Genomic DNA, 16,401 nt, shown 5'->3' with positions numbered 1-16,401 from the left:
CAAGCCGCCAACCGAGGCAGGGACGTCAGATCCCGCCCACCAACGGGCGCCGGCCACAAGCTGGCGCCCGTTTTCTTTTATGCGGGATAGCTGACTTCCAGGATGTCCAGCTCTTCGATCCCGCCGGGCGTGCGCAGCACCACGGTGTCGCCTTCCTTGGCCTTGATCAGCGCGCGCGCCACCGGCGAAATCCAGCTGATCTTGCCCGCCAGCGGCTCGGCCTCGTCGACGCCGACGATGGTCACGTTGTGTTCCTCGCCGGCCTTGTCGGAATACAGCACCGTGGCGCCGAAGAAGACCTGGTCGCGGTTGGGCTGCGCGGCCGGATCGACCACTTCGGCGATATCCAGCCGCTTGGTCAAGAAGCGCATGCGGCGGTCGATTTCGCGCAGGCGCTTCTTGCCGTACAGATAGTCGCCGTTCTCGGAACGGTCGCCGTTGGACGCGGCCCACGACACCACCTGCACCACCGAAGGACGCTCCACGTTCATCAGGTGCGTGAGTTCGCCGCGCAGGCGCTCATAGCCGCCGGGCGTCATGTAGTTCTTGGTGCCGGCAGGCAGGGCCTGGGCTTGCGGCAGATCGTCGTCGTCCTCGTTGTCCGACTCTTTGACAAAGGCTTTGTTCATGGCGGTTGCGCCGTCTCGGCGCGGTCACAGTCGATAGCTTGAAGGGCAAGGCGGCCCGGCCGCCGCCCGCGTCAGAACCAGTCGTGCCAGACCGGTTTAAGGTCGGGCGGCAAGGCCGGCAAGCGGCCCAGGTCCACCCGGCTTTCCTTCGGACTATGGAAGTCCGAACCGCGCGACGCCAGGAATCCATAGCGGCGCGCCACATCCGCATAATAGCGGGCCTCTTCCGGGGTATGGCTGCCGGTGTTGACCTCGATGCCCAGGCCGCCCAGCTGAAGGAATTCGTCGAACAGCGCGGCAAACTGCAGCGGCGCGTACTTGTAGCGGCCGGGATGCGCGATGACGGCGATGCCGCCCGCGCCGCGGATCCAGCCCACGGCTTCCGCCAGCGTGGCCCACTGCATGGGCACGTGGCCCGGGCGGTCATCGCCCAAATGCTTGGTGAACACGGTCTGCACGTCGGGGCAATAACCGGCTTCGACCAGATAGCGCGCAAAGTGCGTGCGGCTGATGAGTTCGGGGTTGCCTGCGAACGGCAGCGCGCCTTCATAGGCGCCGGGCATGCCCATTTCCGCCAGGCGTTCGCCGATGCGCTTGGCGCGTTCGGCGCGGCCGGAGCGGGTCTTGCGCAGGCCTTCGATCAGGGCAGCGTTCTCGGGGTCGAAGCGCAGGCCCACGATATGCACGGTCACGCCCGCCCAGGTCACGGAGATCTCGACGCCGGTGGCGAAGTCCATGTCCAGCTCGCGCGCCGCGCGGGCCGCTTCGGCCACGCCGCCGATTTCGTCGTGGTCGGTCAAGGCCCATACGTCCACGCCGTTGGCATGCGCGCGCTGCGCCACGTCGCGCGGCGCGAGCGAGCCGTCCGAGACGGTGGAATGGCAATGCAGATCGATGTTCAGTGTGCGCGCGTTCATCCAGCTATTGTAGAGAAGGCCCGGCAGCGTGGATAGCGCCGAGCCGTCCCCTGTTTACGGCGCGGTCAGGACAGCAGAAAGGACGCGACCGGATCCACCTGCTCGTCCGAGATCAAGGTGGGCGCATGGCCCACGCCGGCCACTTCATGGGCCTGTGCGCGCGGATTGCGCTTGAGCATTTCCTCGACGGTGGCGCGCGTCAGCAAGTCGGATTCCGCGCCGCGCACGATCAGCACGGGGCACGGCAGGGAATCATACGAACGCCACAGGATCTGTTCGCCGGCCGCCAGTTCCTCGGGGGTCTGCGCGGCCAGGGCCTGCGACAGCGCCAGGTCGTAATGCTTGACCCACTTATCGCCCTGCCGGGGATACAGATAGCGCGCCAAGTCCGCCCACTGCGCGTCGGTATGCGGGCCGAACGTGGTGGAGTTGGCGCGCATGGTGGCCACGGCCTCTTCGAAGCTTGCGAACTCGCCGGGTTCGCCCACGTACTGGCCGATGCGCGCCAGGGCGCCCGTCTCCAGGCGCGGCCCGACGTCATTGAGCACCAGCTTGTCGAGATGGAAGCCTTGCTCGGGCGGCAGCATGCCCGCGTGCGGACGCATGGCCAGCATGGCGCGCGCGAACACGGCCGCGCCCGACAGCGCCAGGCCGATCAGGCCGCCCATCGACGTCCCCACCCAGGCCAGCCGCGCCGGCTTCAGGCGCGCAAGCAGGGTCACCATGTCCGAGACGTACTGCGGCACCGTGTAAAACGCGGGATTGGCCAGCCAGTCGGAGCGGCCACGTCCCACCACGTCCGGGCAGACCACGCGATAACGCCCCGCCAGCCTCCGCGCCAGCGTATCGAAGTCCCGCCCGCTGCGGGTCAGTCCGTGCACGCAGACCAGCACCTGGTCGTTGGCCGGGTCGCCCCATTCCCAGTAGGCCATGCGGTGCAGTCCCGCCGGGCTGGCGCATGTGACGAAATCCAAACGGGGTTCCAGGCTGGCGTCCACCATCGATACACTCCACAAGTCGTTGCGCGCCATGGCGAAGGCGCGCCAGGCCGGTATCTTATAGGACGGCGGGCTGCGCCGCCGCAACACCCCGGCCGTGGGGTTCTGGACTATCGGCCCGGTCGTCGCTACGATCCTGGCATCCGGATCGCCGCCGCCGCGGAATTGCCATTGCCTATCGAGGCGATCCAATCATTAAATTGGAGTTGCGGACCTGTTAGGATCAGAGTCGGAAGTTTCAAGCATTGCCAGATCAGTCATCCCAAAATTGATATGGAGTCCGTATGCAGCAGAGCAGTCCTTCCTCGCCGCTGGCCGCCACCGGCCATCAATCCGCCAGTTCCCCTCCCCCCGAACCTCCCAAAGTGCTCCAGGACATCCTGGCCCGGGCCGACGTCCGCATCAACGGCAACCGCCCCTGGGACATCCAGGTTCATGACAAACATATGTACGACCGCGTCTTCGCCAGTTGGTCGCTGGGCCTGGGCGAATCCTACATGGACGGCGAATGGGACTGCGACCAGCTCGACGAACTGTTCACCCGCCTGCTGCGCGCGGACATGGGGTCGGCGGCGCTGGGCCTGGCGCGCGTCAAGCTGATCGCCGAACACCTGCGCCACAAGCTGTTCAACCTGCAGTCCAAGCACCGCGCGTTCGAGGTCGGCGAACAGCACTACGATGCGGGCAACGACGTGTTCGAGGCCATGCTGGACAGCCGCATGATCTATTCCTGCGCCTACTGGGAAAACGCCCAGACGCTGGAAGAGGCGCAGCTGGCCAAGCTGGAGATGATCTGCCGCAAGCTGCAGCTGCGCGAAGGCGAAACGCTGCTGGATATCGGCTGCGGCTGGGGCGGGCTGGCGCGCTTCGCCGCCGAACGCTACGGCGTCAAGGTCACGGGCGTGACCGTGTCCAAGGAACAGTTGGCGCTGGCGCAGGAACGGGTCAAGGGCCTGCCGGTGCAACTGCTGCTGCAGGACTACCGCGACCTGCAGGGCAGCTTCGACAAGGTGGTGTCGGTAGGCATGTTCGAGCACGTCGGCCCCAAGAACTACGACACCTACTTCAGCAACGTGCAGCGCCTGATGGCGCCGGACGGCGTGTTCCTGCTGCACACCATCGGCATCGCCGCCACCAGCCAGAGCACCGACCCCTGGATCGACCGCTACGTGTTTCCCAACGGCAAGCTGCCATCGGCCCGGGAGATCGCCACCGCCGTGGAAAGCCGCTTCATCATTGAAGACTGGCATAACTTCGGCGCGGATTACGACCGCACCCTGATGGCCTGGTGGGACAACTTCGAGCGCGCCTGGCCCGGCCTGGAATCGCGTTATGGCAACCGCTTCTACCGCATGTGGAAGTACTACCTGATGTGCTGCGCGGGCTTCTTCCGCTCGCGCGAGGGCCAGCTCTGGCAAGTGATGCTGACCCACCCGCAACGCCAGGAGATGTACCGCTCGCTGCGCTGAAGGCAGTGACGCCATCGCCAGAAAGCCGCCCCAAGAGGGCGGCTTTCTTTTCTGCGGCGCCCGGCGTCGTTTCAGCGGGCCGCGGCATCCTCGCGGATCATGTCGGCAGCCCGCTCCGCGATCATGATGGTCGGCGAATTGGTGTTGCCCGACGTGATCAAAGGCATCACCGAGGCATCCGCGACGCGCAGGCCTTCCAGGCCGTGGACGCGCAGCCGCGCGTCCACCACCGCCCCGCCGTCCGCGTCGCGTCCCATGGCGCAGGTCCCCACTGGATGGAAGATGGTGGTGCCGATCTTGCCGGCTGCTTCCCGCAGCTCGGCGTCCGTCTGGAACGCGGGTCCCGGCAGCCATTCCTGCGGCTGGTAGCGCTGCAAGGCCGGCGCCGCCGCGATCCGCCGCACCAGGCGGATCGAGTCCGCCGCCACGCGCAGGTCTTCGTCGGTGCTCAGATACCTGGGCGTGATGGCGGGCGCGCCCTGCGGCCCCTGCGCATGCACGCTGCCGCGCGAGGTCGGCCGCAGATTGCACACGCTGGCGGTGAAGGCGTCAAAACCATGCAGCGGCTCGCCAAAGGCGCCCAGCGACAGCGGCTGCACGTGGAATTCGACGTTGGCGCGCGCCTGGCCCGGATCCGACTTGGCGAACGCGCCCAGCTGCGACGGCGCCATGCTCATCGGGCCGCTGCGTTTGAGCAGATACTCCAGGCCGATGCCGGCCTTGCCCAACCAGGTGGAGGCGATGCGGTTCAGCGTCTTCACGCCCTGCACCTGGATGATGACGCGCAGTTGCAGGTGATCCTGCAGGTTCTCGCCCACGCCCGGCAGGGCATGATGCAAGGCGATGCCGCTTTCGCGCAGGCGCGCGGGCTCGCCCACGCCGGAGAGTTCCAGCAGATGCGGCGTATTGACCGCGCCTGCCGCCAGCACCACTTCGCGGCGCGCGCGCATGGTCGCGCTCTGGCCGTTGCGGCGCAGTTGCACGCCGACGCAGCGCTTGCCCTCGAATACCAGTTGCTCGGCATGGGCGCCGGTCATCACGCGCAGGTTCGGGCGCTTTTGCACCGGCCGCAGGAATGCCTTGGAGGTATTCCAGCGCCAGCCGCCGCGCTGGTTCACTTCGAAATAGCCGCAGCCGAAATTGTCGCCGCGGTTGAAGTCCTGCACGCGCGGAATGCCCTCCTGCTCGGCCGCGCCGGCGAAAGCTTCCAGGATGTCCCAGCGCAGGCGCTGCGATTCCACGCGCCATTCGCCGCCTGCGCCATGGAACTCGTCCGCGCCGCGGTGATAGTCCTCGCTGCGCTTGAACACCGGCAGCACCTGGTCCCAGCCCCAGGCGGGATCTCCGGACAGTTCGGCCCAGTCGTCGTAGTCCTGGCGCTGGCCGCGCATGTAGATCATGCCGTTGATCGATGAACTGCCGCCCAGCACGCGGCCGCGCGGGTAGATCAGGGAACGGCCGCCCAGACCGGCTTCCGCCTCGGTGCGGTACATCCAGTCCGTCCTGGGGTTGCCGATGCAATGCAGGTAGCCGACCGGGATATGGATCCAGTGGTAGTTGTCGTTCCCGCCCGCCTCCAGCAGCAGCACCTGCACGGCGGGGTCGCGGCTCAGGCGGTTGGCCAGCACGCAGCCGGCCGAGCCCGCACCGACGATGATGTAGTCGTATGTCTCCATAAGCTCTTCTTATCTTCTTGCCGGGGCGGTACGCCTGCGGACTGGGTGAGCCGACCCGGCTCTGGTGACCTTGCACGCGCCGGGCATCTACCGTGACTCTCGCGCAGCCGGGCGGAACTGTCCAATGAATTGTTGAAAAACGGTTTATAAGCAACTTAAATAATGCTCAGCCCCTTTTGCTGGCCGCCTACTCCGGGAACCGCCCCATGGACCTGAAGCACATCCGCACTTTTGCCGCCGTGGCCCGCGAGGGCAACCTGACGCGCGCGGCCGAACATCTGCACCTGACCCAGCCCGCGCTCAGCCTGCAGCTGAAGAATTTCCAGGAAGCGCTGGACCTGACCCTGTTCTCGCGCACGGCACAGGGCCTGGCGCCCAATGCCGACGGCCGCGCGCTGCTGCCCTCGGCGCAGCGCATCCTGGATGCCCTCGACGACTTCCAGCGCGCCCTGGGCGCCTTGCGCGACACCGTCCAGGGCGATCTGCGCATCGGCACCATCCTCGATCCCGAATTCCTGCGCCTGGGCGCCACGCTGCAATACCTGGTGGAGCACTACCCCAAGATCCGCCCCACCCTGCGCCACGGCATGTCCGGATCGGTGGCGAAACAGGTGCGGGCGGGCGAGCTGGACGTGGGCTTTTCCCTCGGGCCGCAAGGGCGCGACGCGGCTCCCGCCGGGCTCGAGGCGCTACCGCTCGCCTCCTTCGCCTATTTCGTCGTCGCCCCCAAGGGCTGGGGCGCGCAGGTGGCCGGCCGTGACTGGGCCGCGATCGCCGCCCTGCCCTGGATCTGGACGCCGCCGGATTCGGTGCACCACAGGCTGCTGTCGGATAAGTTCGACGCGCTGGGCGTCGCGCCCAACGCCGTGGCCGAAGTGGACCAGGAAGCCTCGATGCTGGACCTGGTGCGTTCGGGCGTGGGCCTGTCGCTGGCGCGCGACTCGATCGCGCTGCGCGAGTCCCAGGCCAGCGGGCTGGTGCTGGTCAAGGGGCTGGCGATCCAGGCCGAACTCGCCTTCATCACCCAGGCCTCCCGCCGCGACGATCCCCTGGTCGCCGCGGCCTTCGCCGCCGTCCAGGCGGCGTTTGCCTAGGTCCATCCGCTGCGCCAAACGGGTGCAGCGACGCACGGCAATATGCACCGCCTTGACGCACGGCTGCTGCAGCTGCGTGGCGCGCGACGCGCGCGCCAAAAGCCATCCTGGGTCCGCTTCCCCTATGAAGATCCGCGCGCGCCGATGGTCATCGGCATCCCTGGCACAGACTTTGCTTGATGGTTCATGCGCGGGCCGCAAGGCTGGCGAGACAACTTGAGCAGCAACGGCAATGGCGCCCCGACCGCAAGGTCCAGGGCGCCTTTGCGTTTTCTGAAACCCGAATACCCAAGCCCGGGGACATCCCATGAAAGTAGCGGCCGCATCCGATTCTCTGCAGACCCTCGTCGTCATCGGCAACGGCATGGTGGGTCACCATTGCGTCGAGCAACTCATCGCCGGCGGCGCGCTTGCGCGCTACCGCATCCACGTCTACGGCGAGGAAAGCCGCCGCGCCTACGACCGCGTGCACCTGTCCGAATACCTGAACGGGCGCGACGCGGAATCGATGGCGCTGGGCGATGCCGCGCTGTATGAACACGAAGGCGTGACCCTGCACCTGGGCACACCCGTGCTGGAGATAGACCGCCGCCAGCACGAAATCGTGACCGCCAGCGGCCGCAGCGCCTACGACAAGCTGATACTTGCCACGGGCTCCTATCCCTTCGTGCCGCCGATCACGGGTGCGGAAGGCGCATCGCGCCTGGTGTACCGCACGCTCGACGACCTGGACCTGATCCGCGAGGCCGCCCGCGGCGCGCGCCGCGGCGTGGTGGTGGGCGGTGGCCTGCTGGGGCTGGAAGCCGCCCATGCGCTGAAGTCGCTGAACCTGGAGGCCCACGTGGTCGAGTTCGCGCCGCGCCTGATGCCGGTGCAGCTGGACGAGCAAGGCGGCGCGGCGCTCAAGGCGCGCATCGAGGCGCTGGGCGTGGGCGTGCACCTGTCGCGCGCCACCCAGGACATCAAGCCCGGCACGCAGTACCGCTACCGCATGCGCTTTGCCGAAGGCGCCCCGCTGGAAACCGACCTGATCGTGTTTTCGGCCGGCATCCGGCCGCAGGTGGCGCTGGCGCGCAAGGCCGGGCTGACGCTGGCCGAGCGCGGCGGCGTGGCCATCGACGACCAATGCCGCAGCAGCGATGAACACATCTACGCCATCGGCGAATGCGCGGCCTGGAACGGCAGCGTGTTCGGGCTGGTGGCGCCTGGTTATCAGATGGCGCGCACGGTGGCGGCGGCGCTTTGCGGCAACGCCGATCAGGCCTTCAGCGGCGCCGACATGTCCACCAAGCTCAAGCTGCTGGGCGTGGACGTGGGTTCGATCGGCGACGCCCACGGCGCCACGCCCGGCGCGCGCAGCTACCGCTACATCGACGAGGCCGGCGCCGGCTACCGCCGCCTGGTGGTGTCGGCCGACGGCAAGCGCGTGCTGGGCGCGGTGCTGGTGGGCGACAACAGCTACTACGACACGCTGCTGCAATACGTGCAGAACGGCATCGCGCCGCCCGCGGACCCGGCCAGCCTGATCCTGCCGCAGGGCCAGGGTGCGCCGCTCCTGGGCGTGGATGCGCTGCCCGCCGCCGCCACCATCTGTTCCTGCCATAACGTGAGCAAGGGCGCGGTCTGCGCCGCGATCGACGGCGGCTGCGCGGACCTGGCCGCGGTCAAGAGCTGCACCAAGGCCGCGTCCGGCTGCGGCGGCTGCGCCAGCCTGCTCAAGCAGGTGGTCGAGCACGAACTGGCCAGCCGCGGCGTGGCCGTGGACAAGAGCCTTTGCGAACACTTCCCTCACACCCGCCAGGAGCTGTACGCCATCGTGCGCGTCAGCGGCATCGAATCCTTCGACGAGCTCCTGGCCAGCCACGGGCGCGGCCAGCAAGGTTGCGACATCTGCAAACCCGCGGTGGGCTCCATCCTGGCCTCCTGCTGGAACCGCCCGATCCAGGATCCCCACCTGGTGCCGCTGCAGGACACCAACGACACTTTCATGGCCAACATGCAGAAGAACGGCACCTACTCGGTCGTGCCGCGCATCCCCGCGGGCGAGATCACGCCCGACGGCCTGATCGCCATCGGCGCGGTCGCCAAGAAGTACCAGCTGTACACCAAGATCACCGGCGGCCAGCGCATCGACCTGTTCGGCGCGCAGCTGCATGAACTGCCGGACATCTGGGCGGAATTGATCGCCGCCGGGTTCGAGACCGGCCATGCCTACGGCAAATCCACTCGCACCGTGAAGTCCTGCGTCGGCAGCACCTGGTGCCGCTACGGCGTGCAGGACAGCGTCAAGATGGCGCTGGACATCGAGCACCGCTACAAGGGCCTGCGCTCGCCGCACAAGCTGAAGTTCGCCGTGTCCGGCTGCACCCGCGAATGCGCCGAGGCGCAAAGCAAGGACATCGGCGTCATCGCCACCGAAAACGGCTGGAACCTCTACGTCTGCGGCAACGGCGGCATGCGCCCGCGCCACGCCGAACTGTTCGCCACCGACCTGGACGACGCCGCCCTCATCCGCACCATAGACCGCCTCTTGATGTTCTACATCCGCACCGCCGACAAACTGCAGCGCACTTCGGTGTGGCGCGAATCGCTCGAGGGCGGCCTGGACTATCTGAAGCAAGTGGTGCTGGAGGACAGTCTGGGCCTGTGCGCCGAGCTGGAAGCGCAGATGCAGCTGGTGGTCGATCGCTACGAATGCGAATGGGCCAACGCGCTGAACGATCCGGAAAAGCTCAAGCGCTTCCGCACCTTCGTCAACGACGCCAGCGCCGACCCCGGCATCCAGTTCGTGCAGGAACGCGGCCAGCCCCGGCCCGCTCCCGCGCGCGTCATCGCCATCACCGAGGAGATTGCCTGATGAACGCCCTGATCCGCGAACCCCAAGACTGGCGGCCGGTATGCCGGCGCCAGGATCTGGTGCCCAATTCCGGCGTGGTGGCGCTGGTGGATGGCGCGCAGGTCGCCTTGTTCTACGTGCCGCAAGCCGCCGGCGACGGCGTCTATGCCATCGATAACCGCGACCCCAAGTCCGGCGCCAACGTCATCGGCCGCGGCATCGTCGGCCACGTGGGCGGCGAACTCATCGTGGCCTCGCCGCTGTACAAGCAGCACTTCCGGCTTGCCGACGGGGTATGCGTGCAATACCCGGAGCAGCGGCTGCGGACCTGGCTGGCGCGCTTGAACGGCGATGCGGTGGAGATCGCCTGAAACGCGCCGCCCCCCGGCTCAGCCCAATCCGATGCGCCGGGCGCCCGCCCTGAACAGCGCTTCGGCATCGCCGGCCAGGCGGAAGGCCGCCAGGAAGTCGTCCACGCGATATGCGGGATGCGTCTTGCGTATCGCGGCCAGCAGGCCGGAGGTTTCATCGTCCTTGCCGGCTATCGCCAGGCAGCAGGCCGCGATCGCCAGGATATGCACGTGGGCGTTGGGGCGGGCCGCCGCCTTCAGCGCCCAGCCGGCGGCTTCCTCGAACCGGCCCAGGCGCACCAGCGCCAGGGCGCGCACGGCCAGCATGCCGAACAGCAGCGGGTCGTAGGGACTCAGTTCGCGTGAATGGTCGGACCAGCCTATCGCGGCCTCGGCGTCGCCCGACTGGCAGTGGACGAAGCCCAGGGTGTAGTGCGCCAGCGCGAAGTTCGGGCTCAGGTCCACGGCGCGCGTCAATTCGGCCAGCGACTGATCCTGGCTGCCGCGCAGCCATAGCGCCCGGCCCATGGCCCAATGCGCCGCCGGGTCGCGGTCGTCGGCGATCAGGCCCTGGCCGGCGGCTTCGAACGCCAGGTCGATGGCCGGCGCCTGCTCGCCCCAGCGCTGGAAAGCGTCCTGCCAATGGGTGAACGACAGGCCCGCGTAGGCCCGCGAGAACGTCGGGTCCAGCCGCAAGGCCATTTCGAAAAAGTGCCGCGCCTGCTCGTTGTCGGCCCGGTTGAAGCGGTACATGTGCCACAGGCCGCGGTGATGGGCCTGCCAGGCGTCCAGGGAGTTCGGCGGCTTCAGAATGGCGCGGTTGCGCTCGGCGGCCTCGATTTCGATGTCGATGGCGGCCACGATCCGGTTGCCGATTTCGTCCAGGGCCAGCAAGGCGTCGTCCAGCTCGCGGTCGTAGACATCCGCCCACACGATGCGCGCGGTCCGGGCCTCTATGAGTTCAACGGCCACGGCAATGCGGTCTTGCCGGCGCTGCAGCCACCCGCTCACCACATAGTCCACATTGAGCGTGCGGCCGGCCTCGTCCGGCCCCACGTTGCGCTGGTCCAGCGCGAACACCGTGCCTTGCGCTATGACGAACAGGCTGCGCAGCTTGGCCAGCCGGGCGATGATGTCATAGGCCAGGCCATCGGCCAGCCCGCCGCGCACGCCGGCCAGCGCCGAGCGGTCCACGAACGGCATCACCGCGATCGAGGCGCGGCCCCCGCGCTGCGCGGGCGGCTCCTCGGGCGGCCCTCCTGGCGCGGCCTCCGGCTGCGGCGCCTGGCCGGTCCGCCCCCTCAACGCCCGCCACGCGTCGCGCAAGGGCCGCCAGTCCAACCCGTCCGCCTCGAAGGCCCGCACCGCGGCGGTCAGATGCTCCTCGCCTTCGCGCCACTGGCCGCGCTGCGCCAGCAGGCCCAGCAACAGCTCGTGCGCACGCCGGTCGAAGGGCGCGAGCTGCAGCCACTTGTCCAGGCAGGCGAAGGTATCGCCTGACGCTGCCGGGAGCCTGGCCGCCAAATGCTCCAGGACGGCGGCATGGCAGGCTCTCAGCCGCCGGCGCTGCGCGGTCAGCCAGTTGTTGAAGAAGGGATTGCGGTCGATCTCCAGCCCCTCGAGGAAATCACCCGCGAACAGCCCGGCCAGCGCTTGCAACCGCCCGCAGTCCAGCTGGGCGATGCCCTGCTGCATCGCGCTGCCGATTTCGATGGCATCCACATGGCAGTCGGCCAGATCCAGCCGCACCGTATCCTGCGCCGTCTCGACCCTGCGCCGGCCGGGCTCGTCCAGCAGCGCGCGGGCCTTGCTGAGGCACCAGCGCAGTTCGCCGCGCGGATCGTTCGGAACGTCCCACAGCAGTTCGCACAGATGCGCGCGCTGCACGGGCTGCGGGGCAAGCGCCAGATAGGCGACAAGCGCGCGCAGCTTGCGCGACGGCGGCAGCGACAAGGCCGCGCCCGCCCGGCTGATCGCCACGGGGCCGAGCAGGCGCAGCCGGACCTCGCCGCCGGGGACGGAACCGGCCGGCTGCGCGGGGCCGGCCGAACCCGCGGCCGAACCCGCGGCCGATTCCACGTCGGCTACCACGCCCGCCTCCATGGCCCGCTCTTAACTTGGATCTCGGGATGCACGGTGCGCGCAAGCCTGCGCGGCGCCGGTTGCGATTCCCCGGCAGGCCGGTATCGCGCGCTGCCGCATACACAGAGCCTTAACGGAGACAGACCATGTCCATTTCCTCCCTCGCCACCAGCCCCGTGCGCGATTCCGCGCAGCCCGACCTGGCCGCCTTGAAGACACGCCAGCAAGGCACCTGGGCTTCCGGGGACTATGCCGTAGTCGGCACCACGCTGCAGATCGTAGGAGAACAGCTGTGCGAATCGCTGGATGTCCGCGCCGGACAGAAGGTGCTTGATGTCGCCGCTGGCAACGGCAATGCCTCGCTGGCCGCCGCCCGCCGCTGGTGCGATGTCGTTTCGACCGACTACGTGCCGGCGCTGCTGGGCCGCGGCCGCGAACGCGCCGCCGCCGAGCACTTGAAAATGGAGTTCCAGGAAGCCGACGCCGAGGCCCTGCCGTTCCCGGATGGCGGATTCGACGCGGTCGTCTCGACCTTCGGCGTGATGTTCACGCCCGACCAGGACCAGGCGGCGGCCGAACTGGTCCGCGTCTGCCGCTCCGGCGGCAAGATCGGCCTGGCCAACTGGACCCCCGAGGGCTTCATCGGCCAGGTCTTCAAGACCATAGGCAAGCATCTGCCGCCGCCCGCCGGCGTCAAGTCGCCGGCGCTGTGGGGCACCCGCGCGCGCATCGAGGAAATGTTCGGTCCGCACGCCTCGTCGATCCAGACCCAGCCCCGCCACTTCGTGTTCCGTTACCGCTCCCCGGAACACTGGCTGCAGGTCTTCAAGACCTATTACGGCCCCCTGCTCAAGGCGTTTGGCGCATTGGATCCGGCCGCCCAAGCCGCGCTGACCAGCGATCTCATGGTGCAGATAGACCGGTATAACCGCTCCGGTGACAGCGCGATGGTCGTACCCAGCGAATACCTGGAGATCGTGGTGACGCGCCGGTGACCGGACCTTGATGCCTGGCTTGGGCCGGTCCGGGCCATCCACGCGGACAGCGGACGGGAAGCGATCCATGGCGCAACGCCTTCACGGCCGCCCGCGGAATGGCCCGGGCGGCCGATGTAGACCAACCATACGATGAGATAGGCAATGGCGTGCCGGCCATTGCCGGACGGGGTGCGAGCCCTTATGCGGAATCATACGCCCGCCCTGGCTCGCGCGCCGCTACAGCGCGCAAGCCAGCGCGTACTCCATATAGAGCTGCCGCAGCTCGCGGCACACGGGTCCGGGCTGGCCCGTACCAACGCGCTGGCCGTCCAGCTCGATGACCGGCAGCACGAAATGCAGCGCCGACGTCAACACCAGCTCCGTCGCCCGCCGGCATTCGTCCAGCGTGAACTTGCGCTCCTCCACCGCCACCCCGCGCTTGGCGGCCAGCGCCAGCACCGCCGCGCGCGTGCAGCCCGGCAGTATCTCGCGCGACAAGGGCCGCACCACGATCCGTCCTTGCGCGTCGACCAGCAGCGCGCTCGACGAGGCGCCTTCCGTCACCACACCGTCGGCATCGACCATCAACGCCTCGAACGCGCCCGAGGCCTGCGCGGCCTGCTTGGCCAGCACCTGGGCGATCAGCGACACGCTCTTGATGTCGCGCCGCTGCCAGCGCATGTCCGGCACGCTGGCCACCCGCACGCCAGATTCCGCCAGCGGATTGACGCGCAAGGACTTCTCGCTGACGTACATCATCACGGTGGGCTCGACGTCGGCGGGAAAGGCGAAATCGCGCTTGCTGTCCGTGCCGCGCGTCACCTGCACATAGACGGACCCCTCGCGCAGGCCGTTGCGCAGCACCAGTTCGCGGCAACGCGCCAGCAACGTGTCGCGCGGCAGCGGATTGCGGATGCCGACTTCGGCCAGGCTGCGCGCCAGGCGGGCGGCGTGCCGCTCGAACTCCAGCAGCAGGCCGTCGATTACCGCGATCACCTCATAGACGCCGTCGCCGAAAAGAAAGCCCCGGTCCAGCGCCGGGATGACGGCCTGCTCGGCCGGAACAAGATTGCCGTTGATATGGAAAATGGAAGACATGGATGCCTAGGTGGAGTGAAGGAAATCAGTGGCTGATGATGCGGGACAGGAAAGCTCGCGAACGCGCCGACGCGGCGTTGCCGAAGAACGCCTCGGCGCTGGCATCGTCGACGATCTCGCCGGACTCCATGAACACGACGCGGTCGGCGACGCGGCGCGCGAATCCCATTTCATGCGTGACGACCATCATGGTCATGCCGTCGCGCGCCAGCCCCGTCATCGCGTCCAGCACTTCACCGATCATTTCCGGGTCCAGCGCCGAGGTCGGCTCGTCGAACAGCATCACCACCGGGTCCATGGCCAGCGCCCGCGCAATCGCGACCCGCTGCTGCTGCCCGCCCGATAGCTGTCCCGGGTGCTTGCCGCCATGCGCCGCCACGCCGACGCGTTCCAGCAGTGCGGCCGCCTTCTCCAGCGCTTGCGCGCGGCTGCGGCCCAGCACGCTGACCTGCCCCAGGCAGACGTTCTCCAGCACCGTCAGATGGGGGAACAGCTCGAAATGCTGGAACACCATGCCGACGCGGGCGCGCAGCTTGGGCAGATCCGTGCCGGGCGCGCCGACGTCGGTGCCGTCGACCACGATGCGGCCCGCATCGAAAGGTTCCAGACGGTTCACGCACTTGATCAGCGTGGACTTGCCCGACCCGGACGGCCCGCAGACCACCACGACCTCGCCGCGCTGCACGCGCAGCGAGCATTGCTTGAGCACCGGCAGATCGCCGTAGCGCTTGCCGACCTGTTCGATCTCGATCATGTATGTAGACTCCTCCTGGAAACAGCTTCAGGCCCCGATCCGGGCGCGCAGCGCCCGCACGCCGCGCGAGGCGGTGAACGAGATCACGAAAAACACCAGCGCCACCAGCATGTACATTTCCACCAGGCGGTTGTCGCGCTGCGCGATCTTGGTCGCGGCCCCCAGAAAATCCGTGAGCGACAGGACGTAGACCAGCGCCGTTTCCTGGAAGATGACGATCACCTGGGTCAGCAGCACCGGCAGCATGTTGCGAAACGCCTGCGGCAGGATCACCTTGCGCAGCACTTGCGCATGCGTGAGGCCCAGGGCGCTGCCGGCGGCATACTGGCCTGGCCCCACGCTCCCGACCCCGGCCCGGATGATTTCGGAAAAATACGCGGCTTCGAACAGGATGAAAGTGATGAACGCCGACCCCATGGCGCCCAGCACGATGGGCCGCTCAGCCCCCGTGACCGCCTGTAGCGCATACGGCAGGATGAAATAGATCAGGAAGATCACCAGCACCAACGGCAGCGAGCGGAACAGGTTCACGTACACCGTGGCAGGCCACGCCAGCAGGCGGCCGCCATACAGCCGCGCAATCGCCAGCAAGGTGCCCAGCAGCACGCCGCCCACGGTCGACGTGAAGGTCAGCAGCAGGGTAAAGCGCAGGCCCGACAGGATCAGGTACGGCAACGCGTCAACGATGGCTTGCAGGTCGAAATCCGTCATGCCCTGCCCCCTTTCGCCGCGCGCCCGCCGACCGCGCGCCCCGGAATGCGCAACTTGTATTCGAGCGCCCGCATCACCACGATCACAATCAGGTTGAGCGCCAGATAGGCCATGGTCGCGGTCAGGAACGCCTCGAACACCTGGAACGAAAACTCCTGCATCGCATGGGCCTGGGCGGTCAGTTCCGCCAGCCCGATGGTCAGCGCCACCGAGGTGTTCTTGATGGTGTTCAGGCAGTCCGACGTCATGGTGGGCAGGACCGTGCGCAGCGCATTCGGCAACAGCACGTGCCAGTACAACTGGGGCAGGGTCAGCCCCAGCGCCAGGCCCGCGTTGCGCTGCCCCTTCGGCTGCGCTTCAATCCCGGCGCGCAGCTGTTCGCCGATGCGCGCCGACATATACATGCCGATGGCCAGCGCCGCCGTGTAGAAGGACGCGTCGGGCAGTTGCTTGATCCAGTCTCCCGCCGCCGTCGGCAGCAGTTCCGGCAAGACGAAGTACCACAGGAACATCTGCACGATCAGCGGGATGTTCCGGAACACTTCCACGTAGACGGCCGCCGCCGCGCGCACCCCGCGATACGGCAGCGTGCGCGCCACGCCGACCGCCAGGCCCAGCGCCAGCGCGATCAGCCACGCCAGCGCCGCCGTCTTGACCGTCACGCTCAATCCATCCAGCAGGGTTTGCAGATAGGTTTGCCCGCCATCGGGCGACGGGGCCAGCAGCACGCCCCAGTTCCATTGATATGCCATGCTTTTCTCGATGATCAGGCCGCGCGCGGTCCCGGCCCCCGGGGCGGGGCCGCGCATC

14 protein-coding genes are annotated in these 16,401 nt (G+C 68.0%); 5 read left to right on the top strand and 9 right to left on the bottom strand.

Annotated features, from left to right (window positions below; genetic code table 11):
* Nucleotides 1-77: 77 nt before the first annotated feature.
* From greB to IAG39_RS13370, 3 genes are all read right to left on the bottom strand, one after another.
* The gene (gene greB, locus IAG39_RS13380; RefSeq protein ID WP_059373400.1) at nucleotides 78-629 is read right to left on the bottom strand and encodes a transcription elongation factor GreB; all 552 of its coding nucleotides are present in this window, start codon (nucleotides 627-629) and stop codon (nucleotides 78-80) included.
* A 71-nt stretch (nucleotides 630-700) separates the two neighbouring features.
* Nucleotides 701-1,546, bottom strand: a complete 846-nt coding sequence (locus IAG39_RS13375; protein ID WP_118932098.1) for a 3',5'-nucleoside bisphosphate phosphatase — start codon at nucleotides 1,544-1,546, stop codon at nucleotides 701-703.
* A 65-nt stretch (nucleotides 1,547-1,611) separates the two neighbouring features.
* Nucleotides 1,612-2,547 (bottom strand): alpha/beta fold hydrolase, encoded by a 936-nt coding sequence (locus tag IAG39_RS13370; RefSeq protein WP_059373403.1) that lies wholly within the window; start codon nucleotides 2,545-2,547, stop codon nucleotides 1,612-1,614.
* A gap of 281 nt (nucleotides 2,548-2,828) precedes the next feature.
* Here IAG39_RS13370 and cfa point away from each other — a divergent pair, with 281 nt between their 5' ends.
* A complete protein-coding gene (gene cfa / locus IAG39_RS13365; RefSeq protein WP_118932097.1) occupies nucleotides 2,829-4,013 on the top strand; it encodes a cyclopropane fatty acyl phospholipid synthase in 1,185 nt (394 codons plus the stop codon).
* Between the two features lie 71 nt (nucleotides 4,014-4,084).
* Here the strand turns inward: cfa and IAG39_RS13360 are convergent, their stop codons facing one another.
* Entirely contained in the window at nucleotides 4,085-5,689 is a 1,605-nt protein-coding gene (locus IAG39_RS13360; RefSeq protein WP_118932096.1) for a GMC family oxidoreductase, read from the bottom strand.
* 206 nt (nucleotides 5,690-5,895) lie between these two features.
* On the opposite strand from IAG39_RS13360, the gene IAG39_RS13355 reads away from it, so the two are divergent.
* The 3 genes from IAG39_RS13355 (at nucleotide 5,896) to nirD (ending at nucleotide 9,990) form a co-directional block, all read left to right on the top strand.
* Nucleotides 5,896-6,783: a LysR family transcriptional regulator gene (locus IAG39_RS13355; RefSeq protein WP_059373670.1), complete on the top strand. Its 888-nt coding sequence runs from the start codon at nucleotides 5,896-5,898 to the stop codon at nucleotides 6,781-6,783.
* A 307-nt stretch (nucleotides 6,784-7,090) separates the two neighbouring features.
* Nucleotides 7,091-9,640, top strand: coding sequence for a nitrite reductase large subunit NirB (gene nirB, locus IAG39_RS13350; RefSeq protein ID WP_118932095.1), 2,550 nt, complete (start codon nucleotides 7,091-7,093; stop codon nucleotides 9,638-9,640).
* Complete coding sequence (gene nirD, locus IAG39_RS13345; RefSeq protein WP_118932094.1) at nucleotides 9,640-9,990, top strand: nitrite reductase small subunit NirD; 351 nt, start codon at nucleotides 9,640-9,642, stop codon at nucleotides 9,988-9,990. The genes nirB and nirD overlap by 1 nt, the downstream gene beginning before the upstream one ends.
* Before the next feature lie 18 nt (nucleotides 9,991-10,008).
* Here nirD and IAG39_RS13340 read toward each other — a convergent pair whose 3' ends face one another.
* Nucleotides 10,009-12,072, bottom strand: coding sequence for a transcriptional regulator (locus tag IAG39_RS13340; protein WP_187523945.1), 2,064 nt, complete (start codon nucleotides 12,070-12,072; stop codon nucleotides 10,009-10,011).
* 125 nt (nucleotides 12,073-12,197) lie between these two features.
* Here IAG39_RS13340 and IAG39_RS13335 point away from each other — a divergent pair, with 125 nt between their 5' ends.
* Complete coding sequence (locus IAG39_RS13335) at nucleotides 12,198-13,046, top strand: class I SAM-dependent methyltransferase (RefSeq protein WP_118934853.1); 849 nt, start codon at nucleotides 12,198-12,200, stop codon at nucleotides 13,044-13,046.
* A 219-nt stretch (nucleotides 13,047-13,265) separates the two neighbouring features.
* Here the strand turns inward: IAG39_RS13335 and IAG39_RS13330 are convergent, their stop codons facing one another.
* From IAG39_RS13330 to IAG39_RS13315, 4 genes are read right to left on the bottom strand one after another with little or no spacing between them, the layout of a single operon-like run.
* A complete protein-coding gene (locus IAG39_RS13330) occupies nucleotides 13,266-14,126 on the bottom strand; it encodes a D-amino acid aminotransferase (protein ID WP_118934855.1) in 861 nt (286 codons plus the stop codon).
* A 25-nt stretch (nucleotides 14,127-14,151) separates the two neighbouring features.
* Nucleotides 14,152-14,880 carry an amino acid ABC transporter ATP-binding protein gene (locus IAG39_RS13325; protein WP_118934857.1) on the bottom strand — a complete coding sequence of 243 codons (729 nt, stop codon included), beginning with the start codon at nucleotides 14,878-14,880 and terminating at the stop codon, nucleotides 14,152-14,154.
* A gap of 27 nt (nucleotides 14,881-14,907) precedes the next feature.
* On the bottom strand, nucleotides 14,908-15,591 hold the full coding sequence (locus tag IAG39_RS13320; RefSeq protein ID WP_059373420.1) for an amino acid ABC transporter permease: 684 nt from the start codon (nucleotides 15,589-15,591) through the stop codon (nucleotides 14,908-14,910).
* The gene (locus IAG39_RS13315) at nucleotides 15,588-16,343 is read right to left on the bottom strand and encodes an amino acid ABC transporter permease (protein WP_118934875.1); all 756 of its coding nucleotides are present in this window, start codon (nucleotides 16,341-16,343) and stop codon (nucleotides 15,588-15,590) included. Before IAG39_RS13315 ends, IAG39_RS13320 begins: the two co-directional genes overlap by 4 nt.
* Nucleotides 16,344-16,401: the final 58 nt, after the last annotated feature.

Origin of the sequence: Achromobacter xylosoxidans, assembly GCF_014490035.1 — a bacterium.
In the GTDB taxonomy this organism is placed as follows: Bacteria; Pseudomonadota; Gammaproteobacteria; order Burkholderiales; family Burkholderiaceae_B; genus Achromobacter; species Achromobacter bronchisepticus_A.
Note: the sequence above shows the minus strand (reverse complement) of the source record. Positions and strands in the feature narration are given on the sequence as shown.